The organism is Microbacterium sp. (assembly GCF_047602155.1).
Lineage (GTDB): Bacteria > Actinomycetota > Actinomycetes > Actinomycetales > Microbacteriaceae > Microbacterium.
On sequence record NZ_JASGHZ010000001.1, the window covers coordinates 489,417 to 515,050 of the forward strand.

The 25,634-nt window shown below is 72.8% G+C and carries 19 protein-coding genes and 1 pseudogene; 13 read left to right on the top strand and 7 right to left on the bottom strand.

From position 1 onward, the window contains the following. Positions 1-14 precede the first annotated feature (14 nt). Positions 15-3,785 (bottom strand): TM0106 family RecB-like putative nuclease, encoded by a 3,771-nt coding sequence (locus tag QM720_RS02375; RefSeq protein WP_415124562.1) that lies wholly within the window; start codon positions 3,783-3,785, stop codon positions 15-17. Between the two features lie 174 nt (positions 3,786-3,959). On the opposite strand from QM720_RS02375, the gene QM720_RS02380 reads away from it, so the two are divergent. Next, positions 3,960-6,041: an NAD(+) synthase gene (locus QM720_RS02380; protein WP_415124563.1), complete on the top strand. Its 2,082-nt coding sequence runs from the start codon at positions 3,960-3,962 to the stop codon at positions 6,039-6,041. Between the two features lie 31 nt (positions 6,042-6,072). On the opposite strand, the gene QM720_RS02385 is transcribed toward QM720_RS02380, so the two are convergent. The 4 genes from QM720_RS02385 to QM720_RS02400 form a co-directional block, all read right to left on the bottom strand. Then, a complete protein-coding gene (locus tag QM720_RS02385; protein ID WP_415124564.1) occupies positions 6,073-7,245 on the bottom strand; it encodes a carbohydrate-binding domain-containing protein in 1,173 nt (390 codons plus the stop codon). 129 nt (positions 7,246-7,374) lie between these two features. Continuing rightward, complete coding sequence (locus tag QM720_RS02390; RefSeq protein WP_415124565.1) at positions 7,375-10,536, bottom strand: AAA family ATPase; 3,162 nt, start codon at positions 10,534-10,536, stop codon at positions 7,375-7,377. A 13-nt stretch (positions 10,537-10,549) separates the two neighbouring features. Next, entirely contained in the window at positions 10,550-11,698 is a 1,149-nt protein-coding gene (locus tag QM720_RS02395; protein ID WP_415124566.1) for an exonuclease SbcCD subunit D, read from the bottom strand. 9 nt (positions 11,699-11,707) lie between these two features. Next, positions 11,708-13,225: an MFS transporter gene (locus QM720_RS02400; protein ID WP_415124567.1), complete on the bottom strand. Its 1,518-nt coding sequence runs from the start codon at positions 13,223-13,225 to the stop codon at positions 11,708-11,710. Between the two features lie 82 nt (positions 13,226-13,307). Between QM720_RS02400 and QM720_RS02405 the strand changes: the two genes are divergently transcribed. Next, the gene (locus QM720_RS02405) at positions 13,308-14,117 is read left to right on the top strand and encodes an alpha/beta fold hydrolase (protein WP_415124568.1); all 810 of its coding nucleotides are present in this window, start codon (positions 13,308-13,310) and stop codon (positions 14,115-14,117) included. A gap of 1 nt (position 14,118) precedes the next feature. On the opposite strand, the gene QM720_RS02410 is transcribed toward QM720_RS02405, so the two are convergent. Next, positions 14,119-14,421, bottom strand: coding sequence for a GNAT family N-acetyltransferase (locus QM720_RS02410; RefSeq protein WP_415124569.1), 303 nt, complete (start codon positions 14,419-14,421; stop codon positions 14,119-14,121). Positions 14,422-14,761: 340 nt separating this feature from the next. On the opposite strand from QM720_RS02410, the gene QM720_RS02415 reads away from it, so the two are divergent. From QM720_RS02415 to QM720_RS02450, 8 genes and pseudogenes are all read left to right on the top strand, one after another. Beyond that, positions 14,762-15,463, top strand: coding sequence for a winged helix-turn-helix domain-containing protein (locus QM720_RS02415; protein WP_415124570.1), 702 nt, complete (start codon positions 14,762-14,764; stop codon positions 15,461-15,463). A gap of 331 nt (positions 15,464-15,794) precedes the next feature. Further along, positions 15,795-16,781, top strand: coding sequence for a DNA-3-methyladenine glycosylase family protein (locus QM720_RS02420; RefSeq protein WP_415127779.1), 987 nt, complete (start codon positions 15,795-15,797; stop codon positions 16,779-16,781). A 173-nt stretch (positions 16,782-16,954) separates the two neighbouring features. Beyond that, positions 16,955-17,938: an ABC transporter substrate-binding protein gene (locus QM720_RS02425; RefSeq protein WP_415124571.1), complete on the top strand. Its 984-nt coding sequence runs from the start codon at positions 16,955-16,957 to the stop codon at positions 17,936-17,938. Between the two features lie 69 nt (positions 17,939-18,007). Then, positions 18,008-19,030 carry an ABC transporter permease gene (locus QM720_RS02430; RefSeq protein WP_415124572.1) on the top strand — a complete coding sequence of 341 codons (1,023 nt, stop codon included), beginning with the start codon at positions 18,008-18,010 and terminating at the stop codon, positions 19,028-19,030. Further along, positions 19,020-20,078: an iron chelate uptake ABC transporter family permease subunit gene (locus tag QM720_RS02435; RefSeq protein WP_415124573.1), complete on the top strand. Its 1,059-nt coding sequence runs from the start codon at positions 19,020-19,022 to the stop codon at positions 20,076-20,078. Before QM720_RS02430 ends, QM720_RS02435 begins: the two co-directional genes overlap by 11 nt. Beyond that, positions 20,075-20,917 carry an ABC transporter ATP-binding protein gene (locus QM720_RS02440; protein WP_415124574.1) on the top strand — a complete coding sequence of 281 codons (843 nt, stop codon included), beginning with the start codon at positions 20,075-20,077 and terminating at the stop codon, positions 20,915-20,917. The genes QM720_RS02435 and QM720_RS02440 overlap by 4 nt, the downstream gene beginning before the upstream one ends. Continuing rightward, positions 20,914-21,201 (top strand): annotated as a pseudogene (locus QM720_RS02445) (siderophore-interacting protein); the annotation flags it as partial. The gene QM720_RS02440 and the pseudogene QM720_RS02445, both read left to right, overlap by 4 nt. A 139-nt stretch (positions 21,202-21,340) precedes the next feature. After that, the gene (locus QM720_RS02450; protein WP_415127781.1) at positions 21,341-21,676 is read left to right on the top strand and encodes a siderophore-interacting protein; all 336 of its coding nucleotides are present in this window, start codon (positions 21,341-21,343) and stop codon (positions 21,674-21,676) included. Between the two features lie 39 nt (positions 21,677-21,715). Here the strand turns inward: QM720_RS02450 and QM720_RS02455 are convergent, their stop codons facing one another. After that, positions 21,716-22,546 carry an aldo/keto reductase gene (locus tag QM720_RS02455; protein ID WP_415124575.1) on the bottom strand — a complete coding sequence of 277 codons (831 nt, stop codon included), beginning with the start codon at positions 22,544-22,546 and terminating at the stop codon, positions 21,716-21,718. A gap of 223 nt (positions 22,547-22,769) precedes the next feature. Between QM720_RS02455 and QM720_RS02460 the strand changes: the two genes are divergently transcribed. Genes QM720_RS02460 through QM720_RS02470 form a run of 3 tightly spaced genes read left to right on the top strand, consistent with a single transcriptional unit; the run spans position 22,770 to position 25,560 of the window. Next, a complete protein-coding gene (locus QM720_RS02460; RefSeq protein ID WP_415124576.1) occupies positions 22,770-24,050 on the top strand; it encodes a histidine kinase in 1,281 nt (426 codons plus the stop codon). Next, positions 24,038-24,715, top strand: a complete 678-nt coding sequence (locus tag QM720_RS02465; RefSeq protein WP_415124577.1) for a LuxR C-terminal-related transcriptional regulator — start codon at positions 24,038-24,040, stop codon at positions 24,713-24,715. The genes QM720_RS02460 and QM720_RS02465 overlap by 13 nt, the downstream gene beginning before the upstream one ends. Further along, positions 24,712-25,560, top strand: coding sequence for a hypothetical protein (locus QM720_RS02470; RefSeq protein ID WP_415124578.1), 849 nt, complete (start codon positions 24,712-24,714; stop codon positions 25,558-25,560). The genes QM720_RS02465 and QM720_RS02470 overlap by 4 nt, the downstream gene beginning before the upstream one ends. The last annotated feature ends 74 nt before the right edge of the window (positions 25,561-25,634 follow it).

Genomic DNA, 25,634 nt, shown 5'->3' on the forward strand with positions numbered 1-25,634 from the left:
GCGAGTCTACGGCCTCACCCCGCGCCGACCAGGCGCGCGAAGGCGCTCAGGCGCGCGACGCCGTCCGGCGTGCGCGGCAGGTCGTCGAGAACGCCGGTGCCGTAGACGACGTACGCCGTGTGCTGCGCGCGCGAGACGGCGACGTTGAGGCGGTTCTGCAGCAGCAGGAACTCCAGCCCGCGCGGCGCGTCGCGCCCGCTGGACGCCGCGAGCGACACGATCGCGACGACCGCCTCCTGCCCCTGGAACTTGTCGACCGTGCCCACCCGCACGGCGCCGAACCCGGCACCCCCGAGCGCCTGCTCGACGAGCACCTGCTGCGCGTTGTACGGGGTGACGACGATGAGATCGGCTGCCGCCAGCGCGCGGGGCGCGGCGTCGCCGGTCGTCCAGCTGCGGCCCGCGAGCAGGCGCCGCACGATCGCGACGACCTCGGCCGCCTCCTCCGGCGAGGCCGTCGCGTTGCCGGTGTGACTGAGGGCAACGGGGATCACGCCGGGCTCGACGCCCTGCAGGTGCCGGTCCGACGTCGACGGATGCGCCGCCAGCCGCCCCTCGTACGACAGCTGCGACACCGGCCCGGCGACCTCGGGGCGCATCCGCCGGGTCTGTGCGAGGAAGTAGCCGCGACCTTCGGGGATGACGGCGGCGCCGTCCATGACCCACCCGAGCGCCGACGTGTCGACGGGCTCGGGGTGGGTGCCCTGGCTCACCTGCGGCAGCTGCTGCGGATCGCCGAGCAGCAGCAGCCGGTCGGCGGCGACCGACACCGCGATCGTCGAGGCGAGCGAGAACTGGCCGGCCTCGTCGATGACGAGCAGGTCGAGGCTCCCCCGCGGCACCCTCCCGGCATGGCTGAGATCCCACGCCGTGCCGCCGATGACGAAGCCCTCCGGATGCTCCGCCGCGAACGCCGCGTAGCCGTCCTTCACGATCGGGGTGAACGCCGCCTGCCCCGATGCGCCGTCGTCTGACGCCTGGCCGGATGCCGCTGCCCGCGCACCCTTCGCCGCCTTGGCGACCTGCCCCAGCGGAACCCCGGCATCCACGATGCGCGCCAGCATGTTCTCGACGACGGCGTGCGATTGTGCGACCACCCCCACCCGGAAGCCGCGCTCCGCGACGAGGCGGGCCACGACGTGCGACCCCACGTACGTCTTGCCGGTGCCGGGCGGCCCCTGCACCGCGAGGTAGCTGTGGTCGAGACAGGCGACCGCGCGCACGATGTCGCCCACGTCGTCCGGCTCGGTCCCCGGGGCGGCCGGCGTCCGGGCGAGAGTGCCGCCGGTGCGCGGGGGACGGCGCAGCAGCAGGTCGGTCGCCGCGTCGCGGGGGAAGTCGGCCTCGGTCTGCGGCGCGGCGGTGATGACGGCATCCGCCCACTCGTCGATCGCGGCCTGCTGGCTGCCGGCGCTCGGCGGCGCCGGCGGGGTGAGCGCGATGGGCAGTTCCTGCCACGTGAGCCCGCCGATCGGCGTCTCCTCGACGATGACGCCGTCGTCGAGCACCTCGACGACCCGCACCGAGCGGGCCGCGTGGATCCAGCGCGGGCTGGTCTCGATCGGGAACGGCGCGGGCAGTTCGTACAGCACGAACGTCGTGCCGTCGGCGGTGAGCCTGGTGCCCGGTGCGAGCTCCCCGCGCAGCTCGAGCACGCGACGCTGCACCCGCGCGCCCTCGGGCAGATGCCAGTCGGTCAGCACGCGGCACCGGCCGCGGTCGAACACGACGACGTCGCGGGTGCTCTCCCAGATCGACACCGGCTCGCGCAGCCGCAGGAAGTGCGTCGCCCAGAACGTCTTCGCCTCGCGCGGGTAGTAGTCGATCGCCGCGGCGCCCAGCCGCAGCGCCGTGACGGCGCGCTCGTCCGGGTGCGCGCCGGCGGCGAGCCGGGCCAGCGCCTCGGCACGCGGCGAGGGCTCGTAGGGGCGCTCGGCCGCGTCGCGATCGGCCGACGGCGTGAGCTTCGCCTCGCGCGCCCGCTCGACGAGCCAGTCGCGCAGGCGGCGGGTCGAGACGCAGTCGTAACGGTTGTAGTCCGCGAGGTCGGCGAGGATCGCGGCGCCCTGATCGCCGCCCAGCGCCCGCGCCTGGACGTACCGCACGATCGAGTCGTCGCCCTTCTGCACGTCGCTCGTGCGGACCTCGGCGCCCATGTACAGCGGTTCGAGCTTCTTGATCGAGTACGACCGCGATCCGACCCGCAGCGCCCGCCGCACGATGGGATACAGGTCGACGAACACCTCCTCGCGCAGGAGCGTGTCGACCTCGGCCTCGCGCACCCCGTGGCGGGCCGCCATCGCGAGCAGATGCGACGGCTCGTAGGGCGCGTAGTGGTAGATGTGCATGCCCGGATGCTGCTGCCGCCGCAGCTTCACCACGTCGAGGAAGTCCTCCAGCGCCCGCTTCTCGTCGGCGAACGTGTGCGCCCACAGGGCGGTGTACCGCTCGTCGTCGTCGACCCAGCCGAACAGGTAGTCGATGCCCATCCACGCACCGGCCCCCGGCCCCGTCGAGGCTCCTTCCAGATGCAGCGGGTCGCCCTCGAAGTCGAAGAACAGGTCACCGCGGTCGGGCCGCGGCAGCGCGCCGATCGCCTTGGGGAAGACGACCTCGTAGGCGGGGACGGGCGGCCGTTCGGCCCCGACCGCGACGGCCTCGACCGCGGCGGCCTCGACCGCGGCGGCATCGACCGCGGCGGGCTCGACCGCGGCGGGCTCGGAGAGCGGGTCGCCAGAACGCAGGAGCGGCGCCACCCCGCCCGCCGGGCTCGCCAGCTGCAGCCGCGCCTGCGTGCGCAGCCCGGTGAAGGTGTCCCACGACAGGCGTTCGGGCGCCTCGCGCGCCGCGGCGAGGTCGTCGATGCTGAGGATGCCGGCATCGCGCAGCCGGTCGCGCTGCGGCGGGCGCATCCCCGCCACGAGCAGCAGATCGCGGTGCGCGACGACCTCGGCGTCGCACGTCGCACAGCGGCCGCATGCGACGACGCGCAGCGTCCCGCGCTCGTCGCCCCACGCGATCGCCGCGCCCGCGGCGCCCGAGGCGAGGTCGCGGTCGGCGATGAGGGCGCGCAACCGCGCCCGGCGCAGCCGGAACACCGGCATGAGGTCGCGCACGGCGTGCGGCGAGGTCGTGCCATCGCCCAGCAGCAGTTCGACGCGATCGCTGTGCGGCACGCCGAGGCGGTCGAGCTGGTCGACGTATGCCGCCAACTGCATGAGCGCCGTCACCCGCGCGTGGCGGGCGAGCTTGGTGTCCTGCACGACCCACGGACCGGGTCGAGTCACCGGCTGCGTTTCGTCTCGCGGCTGCGCCGCTCGCTCAACGTCCGGCAGAAGTGCGTCGTCAGCGACCCTGCCCGGGCGCCCAGCGGGGTCCGCAGGACCGAGACGAAACACATCTTCGCGGACGAGGAAGTCGGCGAAGCCGACGAACTCGGGGGTCGCGAACACGGCCTGGTAGATCACGGCGACGTCGGGGTCGGCGAGCGCCGCGTTCGTGGCGGCGACGGCCGCGGCGATGCCCGCGGCATCTGACGACCGCGTCTCGGGCAGTTCGACGACGCGCCCGGGGAACTGTGCGCGATACGCGTCGAGCTGGCGCAGCTCGTGCTGGGTGCCGAGCCGGCCCGCGCGTGCGAGCGTCGCGTCTTCGGGCTCTTCCACCGCGGCCACGCGCCCGAGCTTCGCGTCGATCGCCCGCAGCCAGGCGAACTCGCACTCGGCCGCCGCCTTGAGGTCGCTCGCGCTCCAGACGACGCGGCTCTCGCCTTCGATGTATCGCATGTCACCCTTCCGGTTCGACCCTAGCCGGGGCCGCCGACACGGCGGCGGCAGGTGCCGTCGGCGTTCCAAAAGCAGGCTCATCCGTCCGATCGGCGCCGTGCAGCACCCGAATCGGCCACTTCACCCTGCGTTTGGCACACCCGCGCGGCGCTCGCCACCTGCCAGACTGGACGGGTGAGCGAGAACCTGCCGTTCGAGAGCCTCTACCGCCACGGCTTCGTGCGCGTCGCGGCGTGCACGATCCCGGTGACGATCGCCGACCCCGCCCGCAACGCCGCCGCCGTCATCGACGCGGTCCGCCGGGCGCACGACGAGGGCGTGGCCGTGGCGGTGTTCCCCGAGCTGTGCCTCACCGGGTACGCGATCGACGACCTCGTGATGCAGGACGCCGTCCTGGATGCCGTCCGCTGCGCCATCGACGCCATCGCCACCGCCTCGCGCGAGCTGCGACCGCTCGTCGTCGTCGGTGCTCCCCTGCTGCTGGGCGCCCGGCTCTACAACTGCGCCGTCGTGATCCATCGCGGCCGGGTGCTGGGCGTCGCCCCCAAGTCGTACCTGCCGACCTACCGCGAGTTCTACGAGGCGCGCTGGTACGCCCCCGGTGCCGGCGCCCCCGCCACCGCGACGCTGAACGGCGCCGAGGTTCCCGTCGGCACCGATCTGCTGTTCGAGGCGACGGACGTGCCCGGGCTCGTCGTGCACGCCGAGGTGTGCGAAGACCTGTGGGTGCCGGTCCCGCCGTCGTCGGGCGCGGCCCTGGCCGGGGCGACCGTGCTGCTGAACCTCTCCGGCAGCCCCATCACGATCGCGCGAGCCGACGACCGGCACCTGCTCGCGAAGTCGCAGTCGCTGCGCTGTCTCGCCGCCTACGTGTACGCCGCCGCCGGTCAGGGCGAGTCGACGGGCGACGTGTCGTGGGACGGCCAGACGATGATCTACGAGGGCGGCGCCCTGCTCGCCGAGACCGAGCGCTTCCCGGACGGACCGCGGATGGCGGTCGCCGACGTCGATCTCGACCGGCTGCGGCAGGACCGCCTGCGCCAGGGCACGTTCGACGACAACCGCCGCGCCGACGCCCGCATCGACCCCCGCCTCGACGGAGCCCGCGCCGCACGGCGGATCGCCTTCGCGGTGGAGCCGCCGGCATCCGATCTCGGCCTGCGCCGGCCCCTCGACCGGTTCCCGTTCGTCCCCGACGACCCCGCGCGGCTCGACCAGGACTGCTATGAGGCGTTCAACATCCAGGTGTCCGGGCTCGAACAGCGGATGCGGGCGATCGGCTCCCCCAAGCCCGTGATCGGCGTCTCGGGCGGCCTCGACTCGACGCACGCCCTGCTCGTCGTCGCCCGTGCGATGGACCGGATGGGGCGGCCGCGCAGCGACATCCTCGCGTACACGATGCCGGGCTTCGCCACGAGCGATCACACCCGCTCGAACGCGATCGCGCTGGCCGAGGCGATCGGCGCGTCGATCTCCACGATCGACATCCGGCCGATGGCGACGGAGCTGCTGAAGGGGATCGGGCATCCGGCGGCCTCCGGCGAGCCGGTGTACGACGTCACGTTCGAGAACGTGCAGGCCGGCGCGCGCACCGACTTCCTGTTCCGCCTCGCGAACCAGCACGGCGGGTTCGTCGTGGGCACCTCCGACCTGTCGGAGCTGGCGCTGGGCTGGGCGACCTACGGCGTCGGCGACCAGATGAGCCACTACGCCGTCAACGCCGGCGTGCCGAAGACCCTCATCCAGCACCTCATCCGCTGGGTGATCGCGCACTCGTCGGCCGGGGAGCTGACCGACGCCGCCAAGGCCGTCCTGCAGTCCGTGCTCGACACCGAGATCAGCCCCGAGCTGGTGCCCGCCGGGCAGGACGGCAAGGTGCAGTCCACCGAGGACACGATCGGCCCCTACGCGCTGCACGACTTCGCGCTGTTCCACATCCTGCGGTACGGGATGCGGCCGTCGAAGATCGTCTTCCTCGCCGGCCATGCCTGGGACGATCCGGATGCCGGCGCCTGGCCGCCCGGCTTCCCGGCATCCGATCGGTACGCCTACGACCGGGCGACCGTCGTGCGGTGGCTGCGGGTGTTCCTGAAGCGCTTCTTCGGGTTCGCGCAGTTCAAGCGCACCGCGATCCCGAACGGGCCCAAGGTGCTGCCCTCGGGTTCGCTGTCGCCGCGCGGCGACTGGCGCGCGCCCAGCGACGGCGACGCGGCCGTCTGGCTCGCCGAGCTCGACGCGGCGCTGCCGGGATCCTGAACCCAGGACCCCGGCAGCGATCGCGAAGCGGTTACGGCTGGCGACCGCCGCCGCCCATTCCGCCACCACCGGCGAACTGGTTCGTCAGCTCCGTGACGGTTTCGCCGTTGACGGTGATGTCGCCGCCGGTGAGGGTTCCCGTGCCGTCCCAGTCGAACGCGGACTGGCCGGTGATGTTGATCGTGCCGCCGGTGATCGTGAGGTCGCCGTTGCTGTCGATCGCGTCGGTGTCGCCCGCGCCCATCACGATCGTGATGTTGCCGCCGTTGATCGTGACGCCGATGCCGGTCGTGACGATCGCCGAGGCGGCGGCGTTGATGCCGTCGTCGGAGGCGTTGACGGTGATGTCTCCGCCGTCGATGACGATCACGGGCGCTTCGATGCCCTCGACCGATTGGGCGATGTTGATCGTTCCCCCGGTGATCGAGATCTTCTGCTCCGCCTTGATCGCGTCATCGCCCGAGGTGATCGTGATATCGCCGCCGCTGATCACGAGCTGGCCGGCGCCGGCATCGGTGTCGTTGCTCGCCTTCATGCCATCGCCCGCCGCGTTGATCGTGATCGTGCCGCCGCTGACGGTCAGCGAGTCCTTGCCGCGGATGCCGTCGTCCACGCTCGTCACGCTGATGACTCCCGAATCGATCAGCAGGTCGTCTTTGCCGACGATGCCGTCGGCGAAGTTCGCCGTGACGTTCAGCGTGCCCGTGCCGGTGATGATGAGGTCGTCGGAGGAGAAGATCGCGCCGTCGATCGAGTCGTCGCTGCGCGTGGCGGCATCCGAGACGGTGTTCGTGGTGCCGTCCGCCAGTTCGATCACCGCGGTCTCGGCGCTGTCGACCTGGATCGCCGCTCCCGTCGTGCTCGCGATCGTCACGCCGTTGAGGATGATCCGCACGTTGCCGTCGGAGGCGACCGTCACCTGCCCGGTGGTCGAGCCGGTGAGGATGTAGGTGCCGGCCTCGGTGATGGCCAGGCCCGCGTCGGTGAGCGTCACCTCGGTGGTCGGCAGGGAGCTCCAGTCGATGCCGGCGCTGATTTCACTGGCCGTCGTGGTGGTCGACTCGGCCGAGGCGGTCGCCGAGGCGATGGCCGAGGTGATCGGGGTCGCGGTGGCAGCGGTCACGGCGCAGCCCGCGAGCAGTCCTGCCGTGAGCAGTCCTGTGGCGACCACGGCAGTGGTGGTCAGGGCGATTCGTCGCATCATGTCTCCGTCCGTCAGGTGTGTCTGGTTCACCTAGTGCAACCGATGGAGCTATGCGCTTTCTCTGCTCTCCCTATGCCCCTTGTCACTGGTTCTTGTGCAACTCCCGTCAGCGGCCGCGGTGCCGGCCGGTCAGTGCGCGCGGTCCCGGATGATGCTGGGGCCTTCCGGCGTCGCCTCGACCACGAGTTGAGCGGGCAGTTGCTCCTTCATCGCCTCGACGTGGCTGATGACCCCCACCGATCGGCCGCCGGCGCGGAGTTCGTCGAGCGTGCGCATCGCGAGTTCGAGCGTCTCGGGGTCGAGGGCGCCGAATCCCTCGTCGACGAACAGCGTGTCCAGCCGGATGCCGCCGGCGCGGCTCGTGACCACCTCGCCCAGGCCCAGGGCCAGCGCCAGTGACGCGAGGAACGTCTCACCGCCGGACAGCGAATCGGGCGACCGCAGCCGGCCGGTGTGAGCGTCGAGCACGTCGATGCCGAGCCCCGAGGCCCGCCCGCGCGACGCCCGCGCGTCGGAGTGGTGGAGCGTGTAGCGTCCCGACGACATCTCCGCGAGGCGCACGTTCGCGGCGGCGACGATCTCCTCCAGCTCGGCGGCGAGGACGAAGGTCTCGAGGTCCATCTTCATCGTGTTGGGGGCGCGGCCCGCGACGGTGTCGGAAAGGCGCGTGACGACGGCGGCCGCAGCGGCGGCCTCGGCGACGACGGCGCAGGCGTCGTCGGCCTGCACGAGCAGGTCACGCAGCCGCGCGGCGGTGTTCTCCGCGTCACGGCGGGCGGCGATCGCCGCGGCGCGCGCCGCGTCGGCCGAGGCGACGGCGACCTCGGATGCCGCGAGTGCCGCGTCGGGGTCGGGTGGTTCAGCGGCGGCGTGGGCGGTGCCGGGCGCCTCCGTGTCCTCGGCGTCGAGCTCGAGCAGGCGCGCGCGGGTCGCGGTGAGGTCGGCGAGGTGCTGGGCGAGGTCGGCATCCAGCGTGCGCACCTCGTCGTCGGGGAGGAGGGAGGCTGCGGCGTCCGTCGCGGCGCGCTCGGCCGCAGAGCGGTCGGCCGCGGCCGGCGCATCCTCCGGCACCTGCCGCCCGTCCTCCGGCACCGCGAAGGGCGATGACGCCAGACGCGCATCGCGGTCGGCGAGCGCCGCCGCGCGCACGCGCTCGGCCTCGGCGAGGGCGGCGCGGGCGTCGGCGAGGGCGCGCGCCCGGTCGCGGTCGGCCGTCACGGCGGCGACGCGCTCCGCGACCGAGCCGTGGTCGCCGCGTGCGGCGTCCACGGCGCCCCGCAGCCGGGCGGCATCCGCCGCACAGGCGGCGTGCTGCTCGCGCAGACCCGCGAGCAGGGTCGTCTGGGCGGCCCGCTCGGCATCGGCCGCCGCGCCGAGCCGGTCGAGCTCGTCGCGGCGCGTGCGCAGGCGCTGTGCCTCGGTCGCCGCGGCGTCGGCGGCGGCGAGGTCGCGGTCGAGGCCTGTGCGCAGCCCGTCGAGTTCGTCGGCGCTGCGGCCCCCGGCGCGCTCACGTGCCGCGCCGAGGCGCTGCTGCGCCGCCCGTGCCGCGTCGCCCGCGGTGCGCTCGGTCTCGGTCGCCGTGTCGCGGGCGGCCTCGGCCGCGTCGATCGCGTCCGGGGTCACGGCGTCGTCGGCGGGCGCCGCCGGGTGCGGGTGCGCGGTCGATCCGCACACGGCGCAGGGCTCGCCGTCCACCAGCGCGGACGACAGCTCCCCCGCGTAGCCCGCGAGCCGTCGACGCACGAGGGCGTCGACGACGGCCCTCGCCTCGCGGGCGGCCTCGCCCGCCCGGGCGTAGGTCTCGTCGGCCACGCGCGCCTGACGCCGGAGGTCCTCGGCCTCTCGTGCCGCCGTGAGCGCCGCCGTCAGCTCGTCGCGCGCGCGGCGCAGGTCGTCGCGCCGCGCCCTGGCCTCGTCGGCCACGGTCAGGGCGCTCTCGATCCGGATGCGCTCGGCGGGGATCAGCTCCTGCTGCTGCGCGAGGGCGGCGAGCGCGGCGCTCACCTCGTCGACGCGGCGCGCGAGCGACTCCCCCGTCGCCTCGACGTCGATCAGCTCCCGCTCCTGCGCGGCGGCGGCCTGCCATCGCGCGAGGTTGCCGGTGAGGGCGTCGAGCACGGCCTCGATGTCGGCGTCGCCGGCGACGCCCGCGGCACCCCGCCGGCCCGCCCACGCCCGCTCGGCATCGTCCACCACGCGTGCCGCCGCGTCGCGCGCCGCGCCGGCGCGCGAGGCGGCCTCCAGGGGGGCGCGCACCGCGGCGGCGGCGCGAGCCCGCTCGAGCCGCAGCCGCCCGGCCGCCACCTCGGGCGCACGCCGCTCCAACTCGGCCAGCCGCGTTCGCGCCGCGGCCAGCTCGGCGGCGCGCTGCGCCCGCGCGGCCGCCTCGGTGTGTGCGGCCACGGCGGCGGCGTACGCGGCGCCTGCCCGCACGCTCGCCGTCTCCGCCTGCGCGACGCGGAACTGCGCGCGCTGCAGCGCGAGGGTCATCGTCTCGCGCCGCGCCGCCAGGTCGGTGCCGCGCCCCGTCGCATCGCCCGTCGCATCGCCGCCGGTTGCCGTGCCCGTCGCATCGCCGGTCGCCGCGCCCGTCTCGCCTGCCTCGCCCTCCCCCGGCTCGGCCTCGCCGACGAGCCGCTCGGCCTGGTCGAGCAGGGTCTGGGCGCGGGTGGAGACGGCATCCATCGCGCGCTGCGCCTCGAGCCGGCGCCGGTCGAGGTCGTCACGGTAACGCTCGAACCGGCGCGTGCCGAACAGGGTCCGCAGCAGCGCCTGCCGGTCGCTGCCCGGTGCCAGCAGGAACGTGGAGAACTTGTTCTGCGCCAGCAGGATCACCTGCTGGAACTGCTGCGCATTCAGCCCGAGCACCCCGCCGAGGAGCTCTCCGACGGTGCGCGGCTTTGCGGCGCGCCCGGCCCAGGCGCCGTCGACCCACTCCTCCAGTTCGGCGCGCGCGACCTCGGTCGTGAGCCCGCCGCCGCGCTTGGCCGGACGGTCGTACTCGGGCGCGCGCGTGACCCGCCAGCGCGTGCCGCCGACCGTGAACTCCAGCCGCACCTCGGTGGGGTCGGTGGGGTGGCAGTGGTCGCTGCGCAGCCGCTTCTCCCCGCCGTCGTAGCGTGGCACCGACCCGTACAGCGCGAAGCTCACCCCGTCGAGGATGCTCGATTTGCCCGCGCCCGTCCGCCCCGAGATCAGGAACAGCCCGTCGGCGTCATACGCGTCGAAGTCGACGGTCTGCTCCTGGCGGAACGGCCCGAATCCGGTCAGTTCGAGGCGATGCAGCTTCACGCACCCACCCCGCTCACGCCAGTGCCTCCACGCGCACCCGCTCGTCGAGCACGTCGCGCAGCAGGTCGCGCTCGCGATCGGTCGCGCCCTCGCCGGCGCGCACGTGCACGAGGAAGGCCTCGATCAGCTCGGCGTCGCTGCGGGCCGCGCGCACCCGCTGCGCATAGCTGCGCCGGTCGTCGTCGCGCGCCGCCCCCGGCGCATGGGCGACCTTCGCGCAGAACGGGAACCGCGCCTGCAGGCGCCGCATCGGCTCGCTCTGCGGCAACGCGTCGGTGTACTCCACGCTCACCCACGCGTCCTCGGCATCCGCATACGCGGGATTCGAGAGCAGCTCGTCGAACCTGCCGCGCAGGGTGACCAGGCGCCGCGGCACCGGCAGCTCGAGCCACTGCGCCCCGGCGAAGCCCCCGGCATCCACCTCGACCAGCCACGAGCCGCGCGGCTTGTCGCCCTCGCCGAAGCTGTAGTGCAGCGGCGCGCCGGCGTAGCGGATGTGTCCGGCGAGCCGCTGGCGGCCATGGATGTGGCCGAGGGCGACGTAGTCCACCCCGGCGAACGTCGACAGCGGCACGACGTCGAGCCCGCCCTGCTGAATGTCGCGCTCGAGGTGCGGCGTCGGCTCGACGCCCGCCACGAAGCTGTGCGCGATCGCCACCGAACGGCCGCCCCGCACGCTCAGGTCGGCGCGGACGAGCCCCATCGCGTGATCGAGCACCGCCGCCTGCGACCGCGCATCGGGCCAGCTGGCGCGCAGCAGCGCCGGCTCCAGGTACGGGATGCCGTAGAAGTGCACCGGCCCGTCGGCGTCGGCGACCGTGACGGGCTCCGCGACGCGCGCCGGGTCCGTGCGCACATGGATGCCGTCGCGCAACAGCCCCGCCTGGAACCCCAGCCGCGCCGCCGAGTCGTGGTTGCCGCTCGTGACGATCACCTGCGCGCCCGTGTCGGCGAGGGCGCGCAGCGTGTCGGTGAGCAGCGTGTAGCAGTCGCCGGCGGGCGTCGCCGAGTCGAACACATCACCCGCGACGACGACGACGTCGACGTCGTGTTCGCGCACCTGCGCCGTCAGCGCCTCGAGCACACCGCGCAGCGCCGCGAGCGTGGAGTGACCGTGGAAGGTCCGCCCGATGTGCCAGTCGGAGGTGTGCAGGATGCGCATGCTCCCACGCTATGCGAGGCCTCCGACATCGCCGCCGCGGCCCGCCGCCGGCACGGCGCGCTCTGCCGTGTTCGCTGCTGCGCCGCCCCGGGGCCGCGGCGCGAGGTCGACGACCCCGACGAGGAATGCCAGGGCGAGGAAGAGCCCGACCGCGATCATCCCGTAGGCGAAGGCCTCGTGGTAGGCGTCCAGGCCCTCGCGGCCCGCGGCCTGGCCGCGGAAGATCGCGGCGTAGAACAGCGAGAGCCCGATCCCGGTGCCGATCGCGCCGCCGACGCGCTGACCGAGCTGCCCCACCGAGCCGGCCAGCCCGCCCTGCCGCGGCGGGATCTCGGCGAGCGTGAGCGCCTGGTTCGGCGAGATCACGAACCCCGAGCCAGCCCCGCACACCAGCAGCACCCCCGCCATGGCGTAGGCGACGACGTCGGCGGGCGCCGTGTACGCCACGACCGCGAGCACGGCCACGCTCCCGAGCATGATGACGAGCCCCCACACGACCAGCGGCCGGCCGTACCGTCCGACGAGGGTGCCGCCGATCCACGAGGTCACCGCACTCGCGATCGCGAACCCCATCGACACCATCCCGGCGAAGACCGGCTCGAGGCCCACGCCGAGCTGCAGGAAGAGGTTCGTCAGCAGGAACATCGCCGGCATCGCGGTGAACACGGCGCTGACGATGAGCGTGCCGTTGCGGTACGAGGCGATCGAGAACAGCGAGAACGGCACCAGCGGCGGGCGTCCGCCGGCGGCGTACCGCCGCTCCCACCACGTGAACGCGGTCGCACAGAGCACGAACAGCACCAGCGTCCACCACCGCCGCGGATCGTCGTCGGGCGACCCCGTCGTGAACAGGAACGGCCACATCAGGGTGATGACGGTGGCCGCGAACAGCACCAGCCCGACGGGGTCGACATGCACCTTCGACGCGGGCTTGCGCACGCGCGGCAGCATCCAGACGACCCCCGCCAGCACCACGAGCGACAGCGGCACGTTGATCCAGAAGATCCAGCGCCAGCCGTCCTGCGCGCCGCCGAGTGCGATGAGCAGGCCTCCGAGGGTCGGGCCGATCGCCGTCGCGACCCCCATCGTCGCGCCGAACAGCCCGAACGCGCGGCCGCGCTCGGCGCCGACGAAGATCTGCTGGATCACGCCCAGCACCTGCGGCATCTGGATGCCGGCCGCCATCCCCTGCAGCAGACGGCCGACGATCAGCACCTCGGCCGTCGGCGCCAGGGCGCACACGATGCTCGTGAGCGCGAACAGGCTCAACCCCACGATGAACAGCGTCCAGCGGGAGCGCTGGTCGCCCAGGCGCCCGAACGGCACGAGCGCGAGCCCGAACATCAGCACGTAGCCCGACACGATGATCTGCAGCTCGGTCGAGGTGGCTCCGAGCGCCTGCTCGAGCGACGGCAGGGCGACGTTGACCTTGCTGAGGTCGATGATCGTGAGCGACGCCACGGACGCGCACACCCAGAACGCGCGCCAGCGCTGACCGTGATCGAGGGAGCGGGTCGGATCCGTCACCCGACTCACGCTAGCGGTACGGGCGGTGCGTCGCGGCGTGCACGCGCAGCGCACGCCGGTGCGACAGGCCTATCGTGGAGGGATGCCGGATGAGGACGAGAGCACGCTGGATGCCGCCGCGCGCGCGATCGCAGACCTCGCCGGCGGCCCCGAGGGAGTGATCGAGGAGTTCGCGTACGACGGCGCGGGCATCGTCGCCGAACGTCACGGCGACCCGGCCGCGCGCCGCACCTTCGTCCTCCTCCACGGCATCGGGATGGGCCGCAAGGTCTTCGCCGATCTCGTCCGGCGACTGCGGGACGACGCCTGCGTGGTCGCGCTGGACCTGCCGGGCTACGGCGAGGCGCCCGAGCCGCCGCGCACCCCGACGATCCCGCGCATCGCCGACCTCGTCGCCGCGTACCTCCGTCACCTCGATCGCGGTCCCGTCGTGCTGCTCGGCCATTCGATGGGCACGCAGGTCGCCGTCGAGGTGGCGACGCGGCATCCGGAGACCGTCCACCGGCTCGTGCTCGTCGCGCCCACCGTCGACCGGCGTCGCCGCCGCGCCGCCACGCAGCTCGCCCGGCTCGGCCGCGACCTGCTCGGCGAGAGCCCGAAGGTGCTGCTGCTCGGCACGCGCGAGTATCTGCGCGCCGGCCCGCATCTGCGCCACAAGCTCCGCGCGATGCTCGCTCATCGCCCCGAAGACGCCTACCCGCGCATCGCGGTGCCGACCCTCCTCGTCCGCGGAGAGCTCGACCTCGTCGTGCCGCAGCCGTGGTTCGACGAGGTCGCCGCGGCCGTGCCGGATGCCGTCTCCTTCGTCGTCGAGGGACACCACCACGAGACCCTCATCCGCACCTCGGAGCCGACCGTCGCCGAACTGCGGCGGTGGCTCGCGCAGGCCTGAGCTACGAGCCGCGGGGTGCCTGCGCGAGCAGCTCCGCGTGCTCGGGATGCGCCGTGAACCAGTCCGCGACGTACCAGCAGATCGGCCGCACGCGCCGGTCGCCGCGCTGCTCCAGCTCGGCGACGGCCCGCGCGACGATCTCGGCGGCGTAGCCGCGGCCGCGGAAGACCGGCACCGTGTACGCGCGCGTCATCGCGACCGTACGGCCGTCGTCGCGGTAGTCGAGGATGCTGACGAGGTCGTCGCCCCGGTGCAGCGTGTAGCGGGAGGCATCCGTCTCGTTCGCGAAGCTGAGGTCGGCCATGACTGAGCACTCTGTCACATTCCGTCACGATGTTGCGGCGGCATCCGTGCGATTTGACGCATTGCGACGCATTCGGTCATAATCGGCGCATGACTGACATCGCACGCACTCTGTCCGCCCGGGAGGCGAACGGAACAACCGGCATCATGATGCCGGGCGCTGTCATGTGTTGCCGAATGTGTCGTTGACACGGTAATCCCGCCGGGTCGCTGCTTCTGAACGCAGAACGACCCCCGAGCCATCCCACGGATGCGCCTCGCACATCGGCCGCCTCGCCGGCCACCGCAACACACTCGAACCCGCGCCGCGCTCCCGGGTTCCGCCCGTAAAGGACACTCTCATGTCGAACACCGCCCTCCTCTCCCGCCCCGCCGCCCGTCACCTGCACGCCGTCGAGGATCTGCCGGCATCCGCCCCCGTCGCCCAGGTCGAAGCCGCACGCACCTCGCCGCGCGGCTTCGCGCTCTACGTCGGCATCGACGAGGCCAAGGCCGTCGCCGACGGCGTCTCGCTGTCGACCCTCGTCGAGGCGCTGCGCCGCACGCTCGGCGAGCTCGCCCCGCACGCCGAGACCTACGCCACCGTCGCCCTCGCCCCGGCCGGAGCCGGGGGCCGCGACGTCGACGTCGTGCGACTGGCCCTGCACGAGCCGAGCGCCGTCGCCCGCACCAAGGCCGACCAGCCCGACGAAGACCAGGTGCCCGGCGGCGTCACGATCGACATCTCGCGCCGCCGCGTGCACATCGACGGCGAGTCGGCCGCGCTGACCTTCAAGGAGTTCGAGCTGCTGCAGTACCTCGTGCTGCGCGAGGGCCGCACGATCGAGCGCACCGAGCTCGTGTCGTCGCTGTGGAGCCACGCCGACGACGACGAGGCCCCCGGCGAGCGCACGATCGACGTGCACGTGCGCCGCCTGCGCTCGAAGCTCGGCCGCTACGAGGACATCGTGCGCACCGTTCGCGGCGTCGGATACCGCTTCGACCGCCACGCCGACGTCGTCATCCGCTACGGCCACGGCACCCCCTCGCCCGACCGCTTCTGAGCCTCCCGCGCATCGCGGTTGCGTGGCTTCCGCCGCGGTTCGGTCGCGGCATCCTGCGGGTGCTGCGCGGGCGTACCCACAACTTGCCGCGACCCAAACCCACCACGACAACCCGGACATGACTCAGTCGCGGCGAAACGCGGGTGCTCACCACCAACACCCACAACTTGCCGCGACCCAAACCCACCACAGCACCCCGGACATGACTCAGTCGCGGCGAAACGCGAGTGCTCACCACCAACACCCACAACTTGCCGCGACTGAAGGCGGTGCCTGGACGTCGGCGGGGGCGCGTAGGGTGGCGGGCATGACGGCGGGACGACAACGATGGATGCCGGGGCACCGGGCCGACGCGCTGCCCGCCGGCAATCCACCCGACACCGCACCGCACGCCACCCGGGATCCGCGACCGGAGCACGGGCGGCCTCTCGAGACGGAGTACCGGCCCCGCGCGCCGATCGACGCGGCGCGGGCGATCCGGGCGCAGCAGCGCGGCGCGCACGACCCCGCGCAGCAGGAGCACGAGGGCGTCATCTGGCGGGCGACGCGCACGCCCGACGGCGTCGCGACGCTCGCGATCCGGGTCGAGCGCCACCGGATCCGCGGCGCGGCGTGGGGTCCGGGCGCGGGCTGGGCGCTCGACCAGCTGCCCGCCCTGTGCGGCGCCGACGACGACCCGACCGGGTTCGACCCCACGCACCACCCCGTCGTCGACGCGGCCCACCGTCGCCATCCGGACCTGCGGATCGGCCGCACCGACCTGCTCTTCGACGCCCTCGTCAGCGCGATCTTCGAGCAGAAGGTCACCGGCCTGCAGGCATTCGGCGCGTGGCGGATGATCCTCACGTGGTGCGGCGAGCGCGCTGTCGGCCCGACGCCGCGGCCGATGTTCGCCCCGCCCGCGGACTGGGCGGCGATCCCGAGCTGGACGTGGCATCGCGCCGGCCTCGAGCCGCCGCAGTCGCGCACGATCGTCGCGGCGGCCGGCCGCCGCCGGTCGATCGAACGGGCGGCATCCCCGGCATCCGCAGATCGGGTGCTGACGAGCCTGCCCGGCGTCGGCGCGTGGACGAGCGCCGAGACCCGCATCCGCGCGTTCGGCGATGCGGATGCCGTCAGCGTCGCCGACTACCACCTCGCCCACCAGGTCGGGTTCGCGCTCACCGGCCGCCGCGTCGACGACGACGACGGGATGCTGGCGCTCCTCGAACCGTGGCGCGGTCACCGGCAGCGGGCGATCCAGCTGATCGGCCTGAGCGGCGTCGTCGAGCCGCGCCGCGGCCCGCGCCTGGCGCCGGAAGACCACCGCGCCCGCTGAGCGGGCAGCGGGCGCCCCGCCGCCCGAACCCGGCGCCCCGAACCCCAGCGAACGAAACCCTCAGCGGCCGAGGGTTTGCCTCACGGCGCATTCATAGGCAATAGTGGATTTAGGTAAGCCTTACCAAAGCATGCCCAATCCCTTTCCGACGCCCCACTCAAAGGAGCTTCCCCATGAACACGCGCCGGTTCACCGCCGCCGCCTCTCTGGCCCTCGTCTCCGCGCTCGCGCTGGCCGCGTGCGCCAGCACGCCCGAGGCCGCCGAGACGACCCCTGCCGCAGAGGACTACTACCCCATCACCGTCACCGACCTCGCCGGCAACGAGGTCACGATCGACAGCGCCGACAGCGTCGCGATCACCGACAACCGCTTCTTCCAGCTCGCCGCCGATTGGGATCTGGCGATCACCGTCGCCCCGCGCGACCTGATGAGCCCGAACAACCCGCTCGCCGACGACGAGGACATCCTCAACATCGGCACGCACGGCGAGCCCGACTTCGAGAAGATCGTCGCCGCCGACCCCGACCTCGTCATCAACGGCTACCGCTTCGGCGGCGAGGAGAACGCGCAGGGCGTGAAGGATGCCGCACCCGACGCCGCGTTCATCGACATGACCGCCCCCGACGACACGACCGCCGACGAGTACGTCGTGCAGAGCCTCACCCTCATGGGTGAGGTCTTCAACAAGAAGGACGAGGCCGCGGCCCTCATCGCCGAGTTCCACGACGCGCTCGATGAGGCCAAGAGCGCCTACGACCCGGCGACGACGGTCATGGGCCTCATCACCTCGGGCGGCGAGATCAACTACTCCAACCCGACCGACGGTCGCGGCGCGAGCATCTTCTTCAGCCTGCTCGAGCTGACCCCCGCGCTGGATGCCGAGGGCTCGGAAGGTCACACCGGCGACAGCGTGTCGCTCGAAGCGCTCGCCGGCGCGAACGCCGACGTGTTCATGGTGCTCGACCGCGACGCGGCCGTCGGCGAGGGCGAGGTCACGCCCGCGCTGGAGCTCATCAACGGCTCCGCGGCACTGGCCGCCGTGCCCGCGGTGCAGAACGGGGCGATCTACGTGTTCCCGTCGGACTACTACCTCACCGAGGACGTGTTCGCCTACATCGCCGTGCTGAACGGACTTGCGAAGACCTTCCAGGCCTGACCCGACACCCCCGACACCTCCGGTCGTCGAGCGAGCCGCGGGCTCGCTCGACGACCGGGGGACACGCCCATGACCTCACCCGCCCTTCCCCGCGTCACCCACATCGACGCCCTCTCCCGCGCCCACGCCCCCGGAAGGTCGCGCCGCAGCTGGCCGCTGCTGGTCGCGATCGTGCTGACGGCGGGCCTGCTGACCCTGTCGGTGTTCGTCGGCGTCGCCGACATCACCGACGCGACCGGCCGCGGGGCCGAGTTCCTCTGGATCACCCGCATCCCCCGCACCGCCTCGCTGATGCTCGCCGGCGCGAGCATGGCGATGGCGGGCCTCGTCATGCAGCTCATGACGCAGAACCGGTTCGTCGAGCCGACGACCGTCGGCACCACCGAATGGGCCGGGCTCGGCCTGCTGCTGACCTACATCCTCGTGCCGAGCGCCGGGGTGTTCGCCAAGATGGTCGCCGCGATCGTCTTCGCGTTCATCGGCACGCTCGTCTTCTTCGCGTTCCTGCGTCGCGTGACGCTGAAGTCGTCGCTCATCGTGCCGATCGTGGGCATCATGCTCGGCGCCGTCGTGAGCGCGATCACGACGTTCCTCGCGCTGCGGTTCCACCTGCTGCAGGTGCTGGGCGGCTGGTTCCTGGGCCGGTTCACCGGCATCGAGGTCGGCCGCTACGAGCTGCTGTGGATCGTGCTGGCGGTCGCCGTCGTCGTCGCAGTCGCCGCCGACCGGTTCACCGTCGCCGGCCTCGGCAAAGACATCGCCACGACCGTGGGCCTGAACTACGAGCGCGTCGTGATGCTCGGGGTCGCGCTCGTCGCGCTCACGACCGGCGTCGTGACCGTCGTCGTCGGGATGCTGCCCTTCCTCGGCCTCATCGTCCCCAACCTCGTCTCCCTCGTCCGCGGCGACGACCTGCGCACGAACCTGCCCTGGGTGTTCCTCACCGGCATCTGGGTCGTCACGGTGTGCGACATCGTCGGGCGCACGCTCATCATGCCGTTCGAGGTGCCGGTCTCGCTCGTGCTCGGCGTCGTCGGCGCGGCCGCGTTCATCGCGATGCTCCTGCGCACGAGGAGGACCCGTGTCCGCTGACGCGATCGCCCCGGGCCTCACCCCCAGCCCCGCCCTCGACCGCCGCGCCGGCCCCTACGCCACCCGCGCCCACCGCACTCGGTTCCGCATCGTGTGCGCGGCCCTCGTGGCGGCATCCCTCGTCATCACCGTGCTGCTGCTGAGCTGGGGCAACGAGTTCGCGCCGTTCAGCGAGCGCTGGTGGCGCATCTCGTCGATGCGGATCACCTCGATCGTCGTCATCGCGACCGTCACCTTCTGCCAGGCGCTGGCGACCGTCACGTTCCAGACCGTGACGAACAACCGCATCATCACCCCGTCGATCATGGGCTTCGAATCGCTGTACGTGCTCGTGCAGACCTCGATCGTGTTCTTCTTCGGCACCGCCGCGACCTCCGACGCGGTCGGGCTGAGCCCGTTCGCCCGGTTCCTCCTGCAGGTCGCCCTCATGGTGGCCTTCGCCGTGCTGCTGTACTCGTGGCTGCTGTCGGGCCGGTTCGGCGACCTGCACGTGATGCTGCTCGTGGGCATCATCCTCGGGGCCGGGATGGGGTCGGCATCCACCCTCATGCAGCAGGTGCTCGACCCGAACGAGTTCGACGTGCTCGCCGCGCGCCTGTTCGGCAACGTCGGCAACGCCAACACCGACTTCCTGTGGTTCGTCATCCCGGTGTGCGCGCTGACCGGCGGCGCGATCTGGGCGCTCGCCCGGCGGCTCAACGTCGTGGCGCTCGGCAGCGACATCGCGACGACGCTCGGCATGAACCACAAGCGGCACATCATGCTCATGCTCACCCTCGTCGCGGTGCTCATGGCGATGAGCACGTCGCTCGTGGGGCCGATGACGTTCCTCGGCTTTCTCATGGCGACCCTCGCCTGCTCCGTGACCGACACGCACGACCACCGCCGCATCCTGCCGGTGGCGTGGATGCTCGGCTACGTCATCCTCACCGCGGCGTACTTCCTGCTGCGGCACGTCTTCCCCCTCGTCGATGCCGTCACCGTCATCGTCGAGCTCATCGGCGGCCTCGTCTTCCTGGTCGTCGTCTTCCGAAAGGGGCGCCTGTGATCCGGCTGCACAACGTCGTCAAGCGCTACGGCACCGACGTCGAGATCGGCCCCGTGTCGATCGACCTGCCCGCCGGCGGCATCGTGGGCCTGGTCGGGCCGAACGGCGCCGGCAAGTCGACGGTGCTCACGATGATGGGGCGCCTGCTGACGCCGGATGCCGGCACGATCGAGATCGGCGGCCTCGACGTGCACGCCGCCCCCACGCGCCACGTCGCGAAGACCGTGTCGATCCTGCGGCAGGAGAACCACTTCGTCACGCGGCTCACGGTGCGCCAGCTCGTCGGGTTCGGGCGCTTCCCGTACAGCGGCGGGCGCCTGACGCAGCCCGACGAGGACAAGATCTCCGAGGCGATCGACTTCCTCGACCTCACCGACCTCGAGCAGCGCTTTCTCGACCAGCTGTCCGGCGGGCAGCGTCAGCGCGCGTACGTCGCGATGGTGCTCGCGCAGGACACGGACTACCTCCTGCTCGACGAGCCCCTCAACAACCTCGACGCGCAGCATTCGGTGCAGATGATGCAGCAGTTGCGCCGCGCGGCCGACGAGCTGGGGCGCACGATCGTCATCGTGCTGCACGACATCAACTTCGCCGCCGCGTACAGCGACTACCTCGTCGCGATGGACGACGGCGCCGTCGTCGTGCACGGCACCCCCGACGAGATCGTCCGCGACGACGTGCTGACCCGCATCTTCCGCACCCCCGTCACGGTCGTCGACAGCCCGTCGGGCCGCTTCGCCGTCTACCACCGGACGCCGCCCGAGACGGCGCATCCGCCCGTGCATCCGCCCTCCGACAAGGAGACCCCCATGCCCCCGAACGATAGCCTGGACCGATGAGCGCCTTCGCCCTCGCCCGTACCGCTCTCGATCTGCGGTTCCGCACCGTGCGCCTCACCGCGCGCGAGTGGCTCACGCCGTCGTACGTGCGCGTGCGGCTGGAGGGCGACGACCTGCGCGGGTTCGCCTCGCTCGGCTCCGACGACCACATGCGCCTGTTCTTCCCTTCCGCACCCACGCAGTCGGTCGAGGAGCTGCGCGCGGCCCCGAGCCGCGAGTACACGCCGCTGGACTGGGATGCCGACGCCGGCTGGCTCGACGTCGAGTTCGCCGTGCACGGCGACGAGGGGGTGGCCGCCCCGTGGGCGGCGACGGCCCCGCTGGGCGCCGAGATCGGCGTGGGACGGTCCCCGCGGATCGCTGCAGCTGATCGGCCGTCCGGACGCGTGGTTCCTCGCCGGCGACGAGACCGCGGTGCCCGCGATGCGGCGCTTCGCGCGGCTGATGGATGCCGAGGCCACCGGCCGCATCCTCGTCGAGGTCGCCGAGCACGAGCTGCCCGTCGATGCCCCGGCCGGGGTCACGGTGGAGCAGGTGCACCGCGGCGCGGCCCCGTCGGGTTCGGCGCTGGCCGCCCGCTTCGACGCGCTCGGGGCCGACCGGCCGGCGGGCGACGTGCTCGGCTTCATCGCCGCCGAGCAGGCGATCGTCAAGCCCGGCCGCGCCCTGCTGCTGGAGCGCTGGGGACTTCCCGCCGAGCACACGATCATCAAGGGCTACTGGAAGCGCGGCGAGGCCGAGTACCACGCCCCGCACTGAGCGTTCGCGACCCGCGGAACGCCGCGACGGAACCTCCCGCTACATCTCCTCGTGGGTGTCGGGGTCGCCGTCGAAGAGGCGCCCGCGCTCCAGGCCGCCGATGGCGCTGATCTCGGCATCCGTGAGAGCGAACCCGAAGACGTCGGCGTTCTCGATCTGCCGGGCGGGGTCGGCCGACTTCGGGATCGGGGTCGAGCCGAGCTGCGTGTGCCAGCGCAGCACCGCCTGCGTGGGCGTGACCCCGTGCTCGGCGGCGACGGCGGCGATGACCGGCTCGCTCAGCAGCTCGGTGCGACGGGCGAGCGGGCTCCAGCTCTCGGTGCGGATGCCGTGCTCCGCATGGAACGCCCGCATCGCCGCCTGCGGGAAGTACGGGTGCAGCTCGATCTGGTTGACGGCGGGGGTGACCCCGGTCTCGTCGATGAGGCGCGTGAGCATCGGCGCCGTGAAGTTGGAGACGCCGACCGAGCCGACGAGGCCATCGGCGCGCAGGGCGAGCATCGCGCGGAAGGTCTCGACGTAGCGGCCCACGCTCGGGTTCGGCCAGTGGATGAGGTACAGGTCGATGCGGTCGAGCCCGAGCCGTTCCAGCGAGCCGCGTGCACTGCGGATCGTCTCGTCGAACCCGTGGTCGCGGCCGGGAACCTTCGTCGTGACGAGGAGCCGGTCCCGGATGCCGCTCGCCCGCGCCGCCGCGCCCACCTCGGCCTCGTTCTGGTAGTTCACGGCGGAGTCGAGGATCCGGTAGCCGTTGCCGATCGCGGCGACCATCGCGGCGATGCCGTCGTCGCCGCGCAGGTTGTAGGTGCCGAGCCCGAGCTCGGGGAAGTCGGTGCCGTCGTTAAGAGTGACCGTAGGAATCATGACCATATCCCCCACCGTACGCCGCCGGGTGGAGCGACGTGCCGCACCAACTCCGCAGAATCGCACGAACTCCGCAGGCGAAAGCCCCTGCGGCTGCGGAGTACGCGATGATCTGCGGAGTTCGCGCGTGGGAGCCGGGCGGCGACGCCACCCGGGTGGGGTTATCCCGAACCGGATCGTCCGGGTGCCTCCGCTGCGCGCCCCCGCCGCCGCCCCTACCGTGGAGGACATGACCGCAGCGGTCCCCCTCCCCGCAGCCCCGACGAGGCTGCGCGCCATGCGCATCGGGCGGCACGTCGGCGCCATCGCGCAGCTGGCCGCCGTCGGCGTCGTCGGCTCCGTCCTGTTCTCGATCCTCGCGACCTTCCTCAGCCTGGGCGTCGGGCTGCTGCCGGTCGTGGGCATCGGCATCCTGTTCCTGCTCGCCTTCCTCTGCCTGCTCTGGGCGACCGCGTGGCTGGAGTACGAGCGCGTCGACGGCCTCTACGGCTACGGCCTGCCGGCCCTGCCGACGCGCCGCAGCGGCCGCCCCGGCCTCGGCGGATGGATGCGCACCCTCTGGCAGCAGTTCATCGACGGCCCGATGTGGCGCGGCATCGCCTCGGCGGCGATCGCGACGATGCTGGGCCTGGCCGTGCTCCCCCTCGTCGGCACGCTCGCCTCGAGCGTCGTGCTGCTGTTCGCGCCGCTCCTGGAGCACAACCTCGCCTCGTGGCGGATGACGGTCTTCCGCATCCCGGTCGCGATCGAATGGGCGGTCCCGGCCGGCATCCTCGGCATCGTGCTGAGTCTCGCGCTGCTCGCCGGCATCGCGCTGCTGCACGCTGTACTGACCCGCGCGATCCTCGTCCCCAGCCGCGAGGCCCAGCTCACCGAGCAGGCGCGCACCGCCGGCACGCAGCGCGAGAGCGCCGTCCGCGCCGGCGAGGTCGAGCGCACCCGCATCGAGCGCGACCTGCACGACGGCGTTCAGCCCCGGCTCGTCTCCGTCGGCATGACCCTCGGGCTCGCGCAGCAGAAGATCGACACCGACCCGGCCGCCGCGAAGGAGCTCATCGACGAGGCGCACACCTCGACCAAGGCCGCCATCACCGAGCTGCGGCAGCTGGCCCGCGGCATCCATGCATCGGTCCTCGACGACCGCGGGCTCGATGCCGCCCTCAGCGCCCTCGCCGCCCGCTCGCACGTGCCGGTGAGCCTGGACGTCCGCCTCGACGACCGGTGCAGCCGCACGGCCGAAGCCGCCGTCTACTTCGCGATCGCCGAGTCGCTGACCAACGCCGCCAAGCACTCCCGCGCCGCAGCGGCCCGCGTCATCGTCCGCAGCCGCGACGACGGGACGATCTGGGCCCGCGTCGAAGACAACGGCATCGGCGGGGCGCGGGTGCTCCCCGGCGGCGGGCTCGACGGCATCGTCAACCGCATCACGGCGGCGGGCGGCACGAGCCGCCTCGACAGCCCGGCCGGCGGCCCGACCGCCCTGGAGGTGAGCGTCCCGTGCGCATCCTGATCTGCGAAGACTCCGCGCTGCTGCGAGAGGGGCTCGTGCGCCTCGCGGAGGATGCCGGTCACGCCGTCGTCGCGGCCCTCCCCGACGCGCGGGGGCTCGCGGCGGCGGTCGACGAGGCGGCGCCCGAACTGTGCATCCTCGACGTGCGGCTGCCGCCGACGTTCACCGACGAGGGCATCCGGGCGGCGCTCGCGCTGCGTTCTTCGCGGCCCGAGCTGCCCGTGCTGGTGCTGAGTCAGTACGTCGAGGAGCGTTACGCCAGCGAGCTGATCACGGGTCAGGCCGCCGGGTTCGGGTACCTCCTGAAAGACCGCGTCGCCGACGTCCGCGACTTCCTCGACGCCGTGCAGCGCATCGGCGCCGGAGCGACCGTGCTCGACCCCGAGGTCGTCGCGCAGCTGCTCACCCGCCGCGCCCGCGACGAGCGGATGGCCCGGCTCACCGACCGCGAGCGCACCGTGCTGGCGCTCATCGCCGAGGGCAAGAGCAACCAGGCCATCGCCCAGACGCTGTTCGTCAGCGAGGCGAGCGTCGAGAAGCACATCACGTCCCTCTTCCAGAAGCTCGACCTCGAACAGGACGAGCACGGCAACCGCCGCGTGCTCGCCGCGCTGGTCCACCTCGAGCACGGCGCGGCATCCTCCCCGAACGGAGCACTCCAATGACCACGACCCTGACTCCCCCGCCCCTGCCGCCTACCCCCGCCGCCGCGGCCGGCGGGCCCGCCCCGACACGCGCCTCGTCCCGGGTCATCGCCGTCCTCGCGATCGCGTTCGGCACCGTGCTGATCCTCGGCGCCATCTTCACCGGCGTGTTCGCCGCCCTGCGCGGTTCCCCGCAGACCACGTCGTTCACGGCCGACGCCGCCGGCATCACCGAGCTCGACATCGACGTGGCCGCCGCCGAGCTCACCGTCGTCTACAGCGGGTCCGAGGCCCGGCTCGATGTCACCGGCAACACGTCCGACTGGCGCCTCACGCGCGACGACGACACGCTGTCCGTCGCGACCGAGCGCGACTGGTGGGGCGGATTCCGGTGGTTCGACGACGGCGACTCCGCGGTGCTGACGCTGCCGGCATCCCTGGAGAACACCGCGATCGACGGGGACTTCTCGCTCAGCGCGGGCGTCCTGCGGGCACACGGCCGCTACGGCGAGCTCGACCTCGACCTCAGCGCGGGCTCGATGGACGTGTCGGGCTCGGCCCGCTCGGTCGACGCCGACGCCGCCGCCGGCCGGCTCCTGTTCGACCTGTCGGGCGTCGACGAGGCCGACCTGCGGCTCAGCGCCGGCGCCATGACCGCAACACTGTCCGGCGTCGCGCCCAGCGACGTGAGCGTCGACGTCAGCGCGGGGCGACTCGTGCTGACGCTCCCCGACGCGGTCTACGACGTGACCGGCGATTCGACGGCGGGCGAGTTCCAGAACCGGCTCAGCCTCGACCCGGGCTCTGCGCACCGCGTGTCGGTGAGCCTGTCGGCCGGGTTCGTCCGGCTGCAATCCGCCGGCTGAGGCGCCGCGCGCGCAAAGATGCAGGAACACCTGTGACGGGGAGGGCCGTAAACGGCCCTCCCCGTCACTCCTGT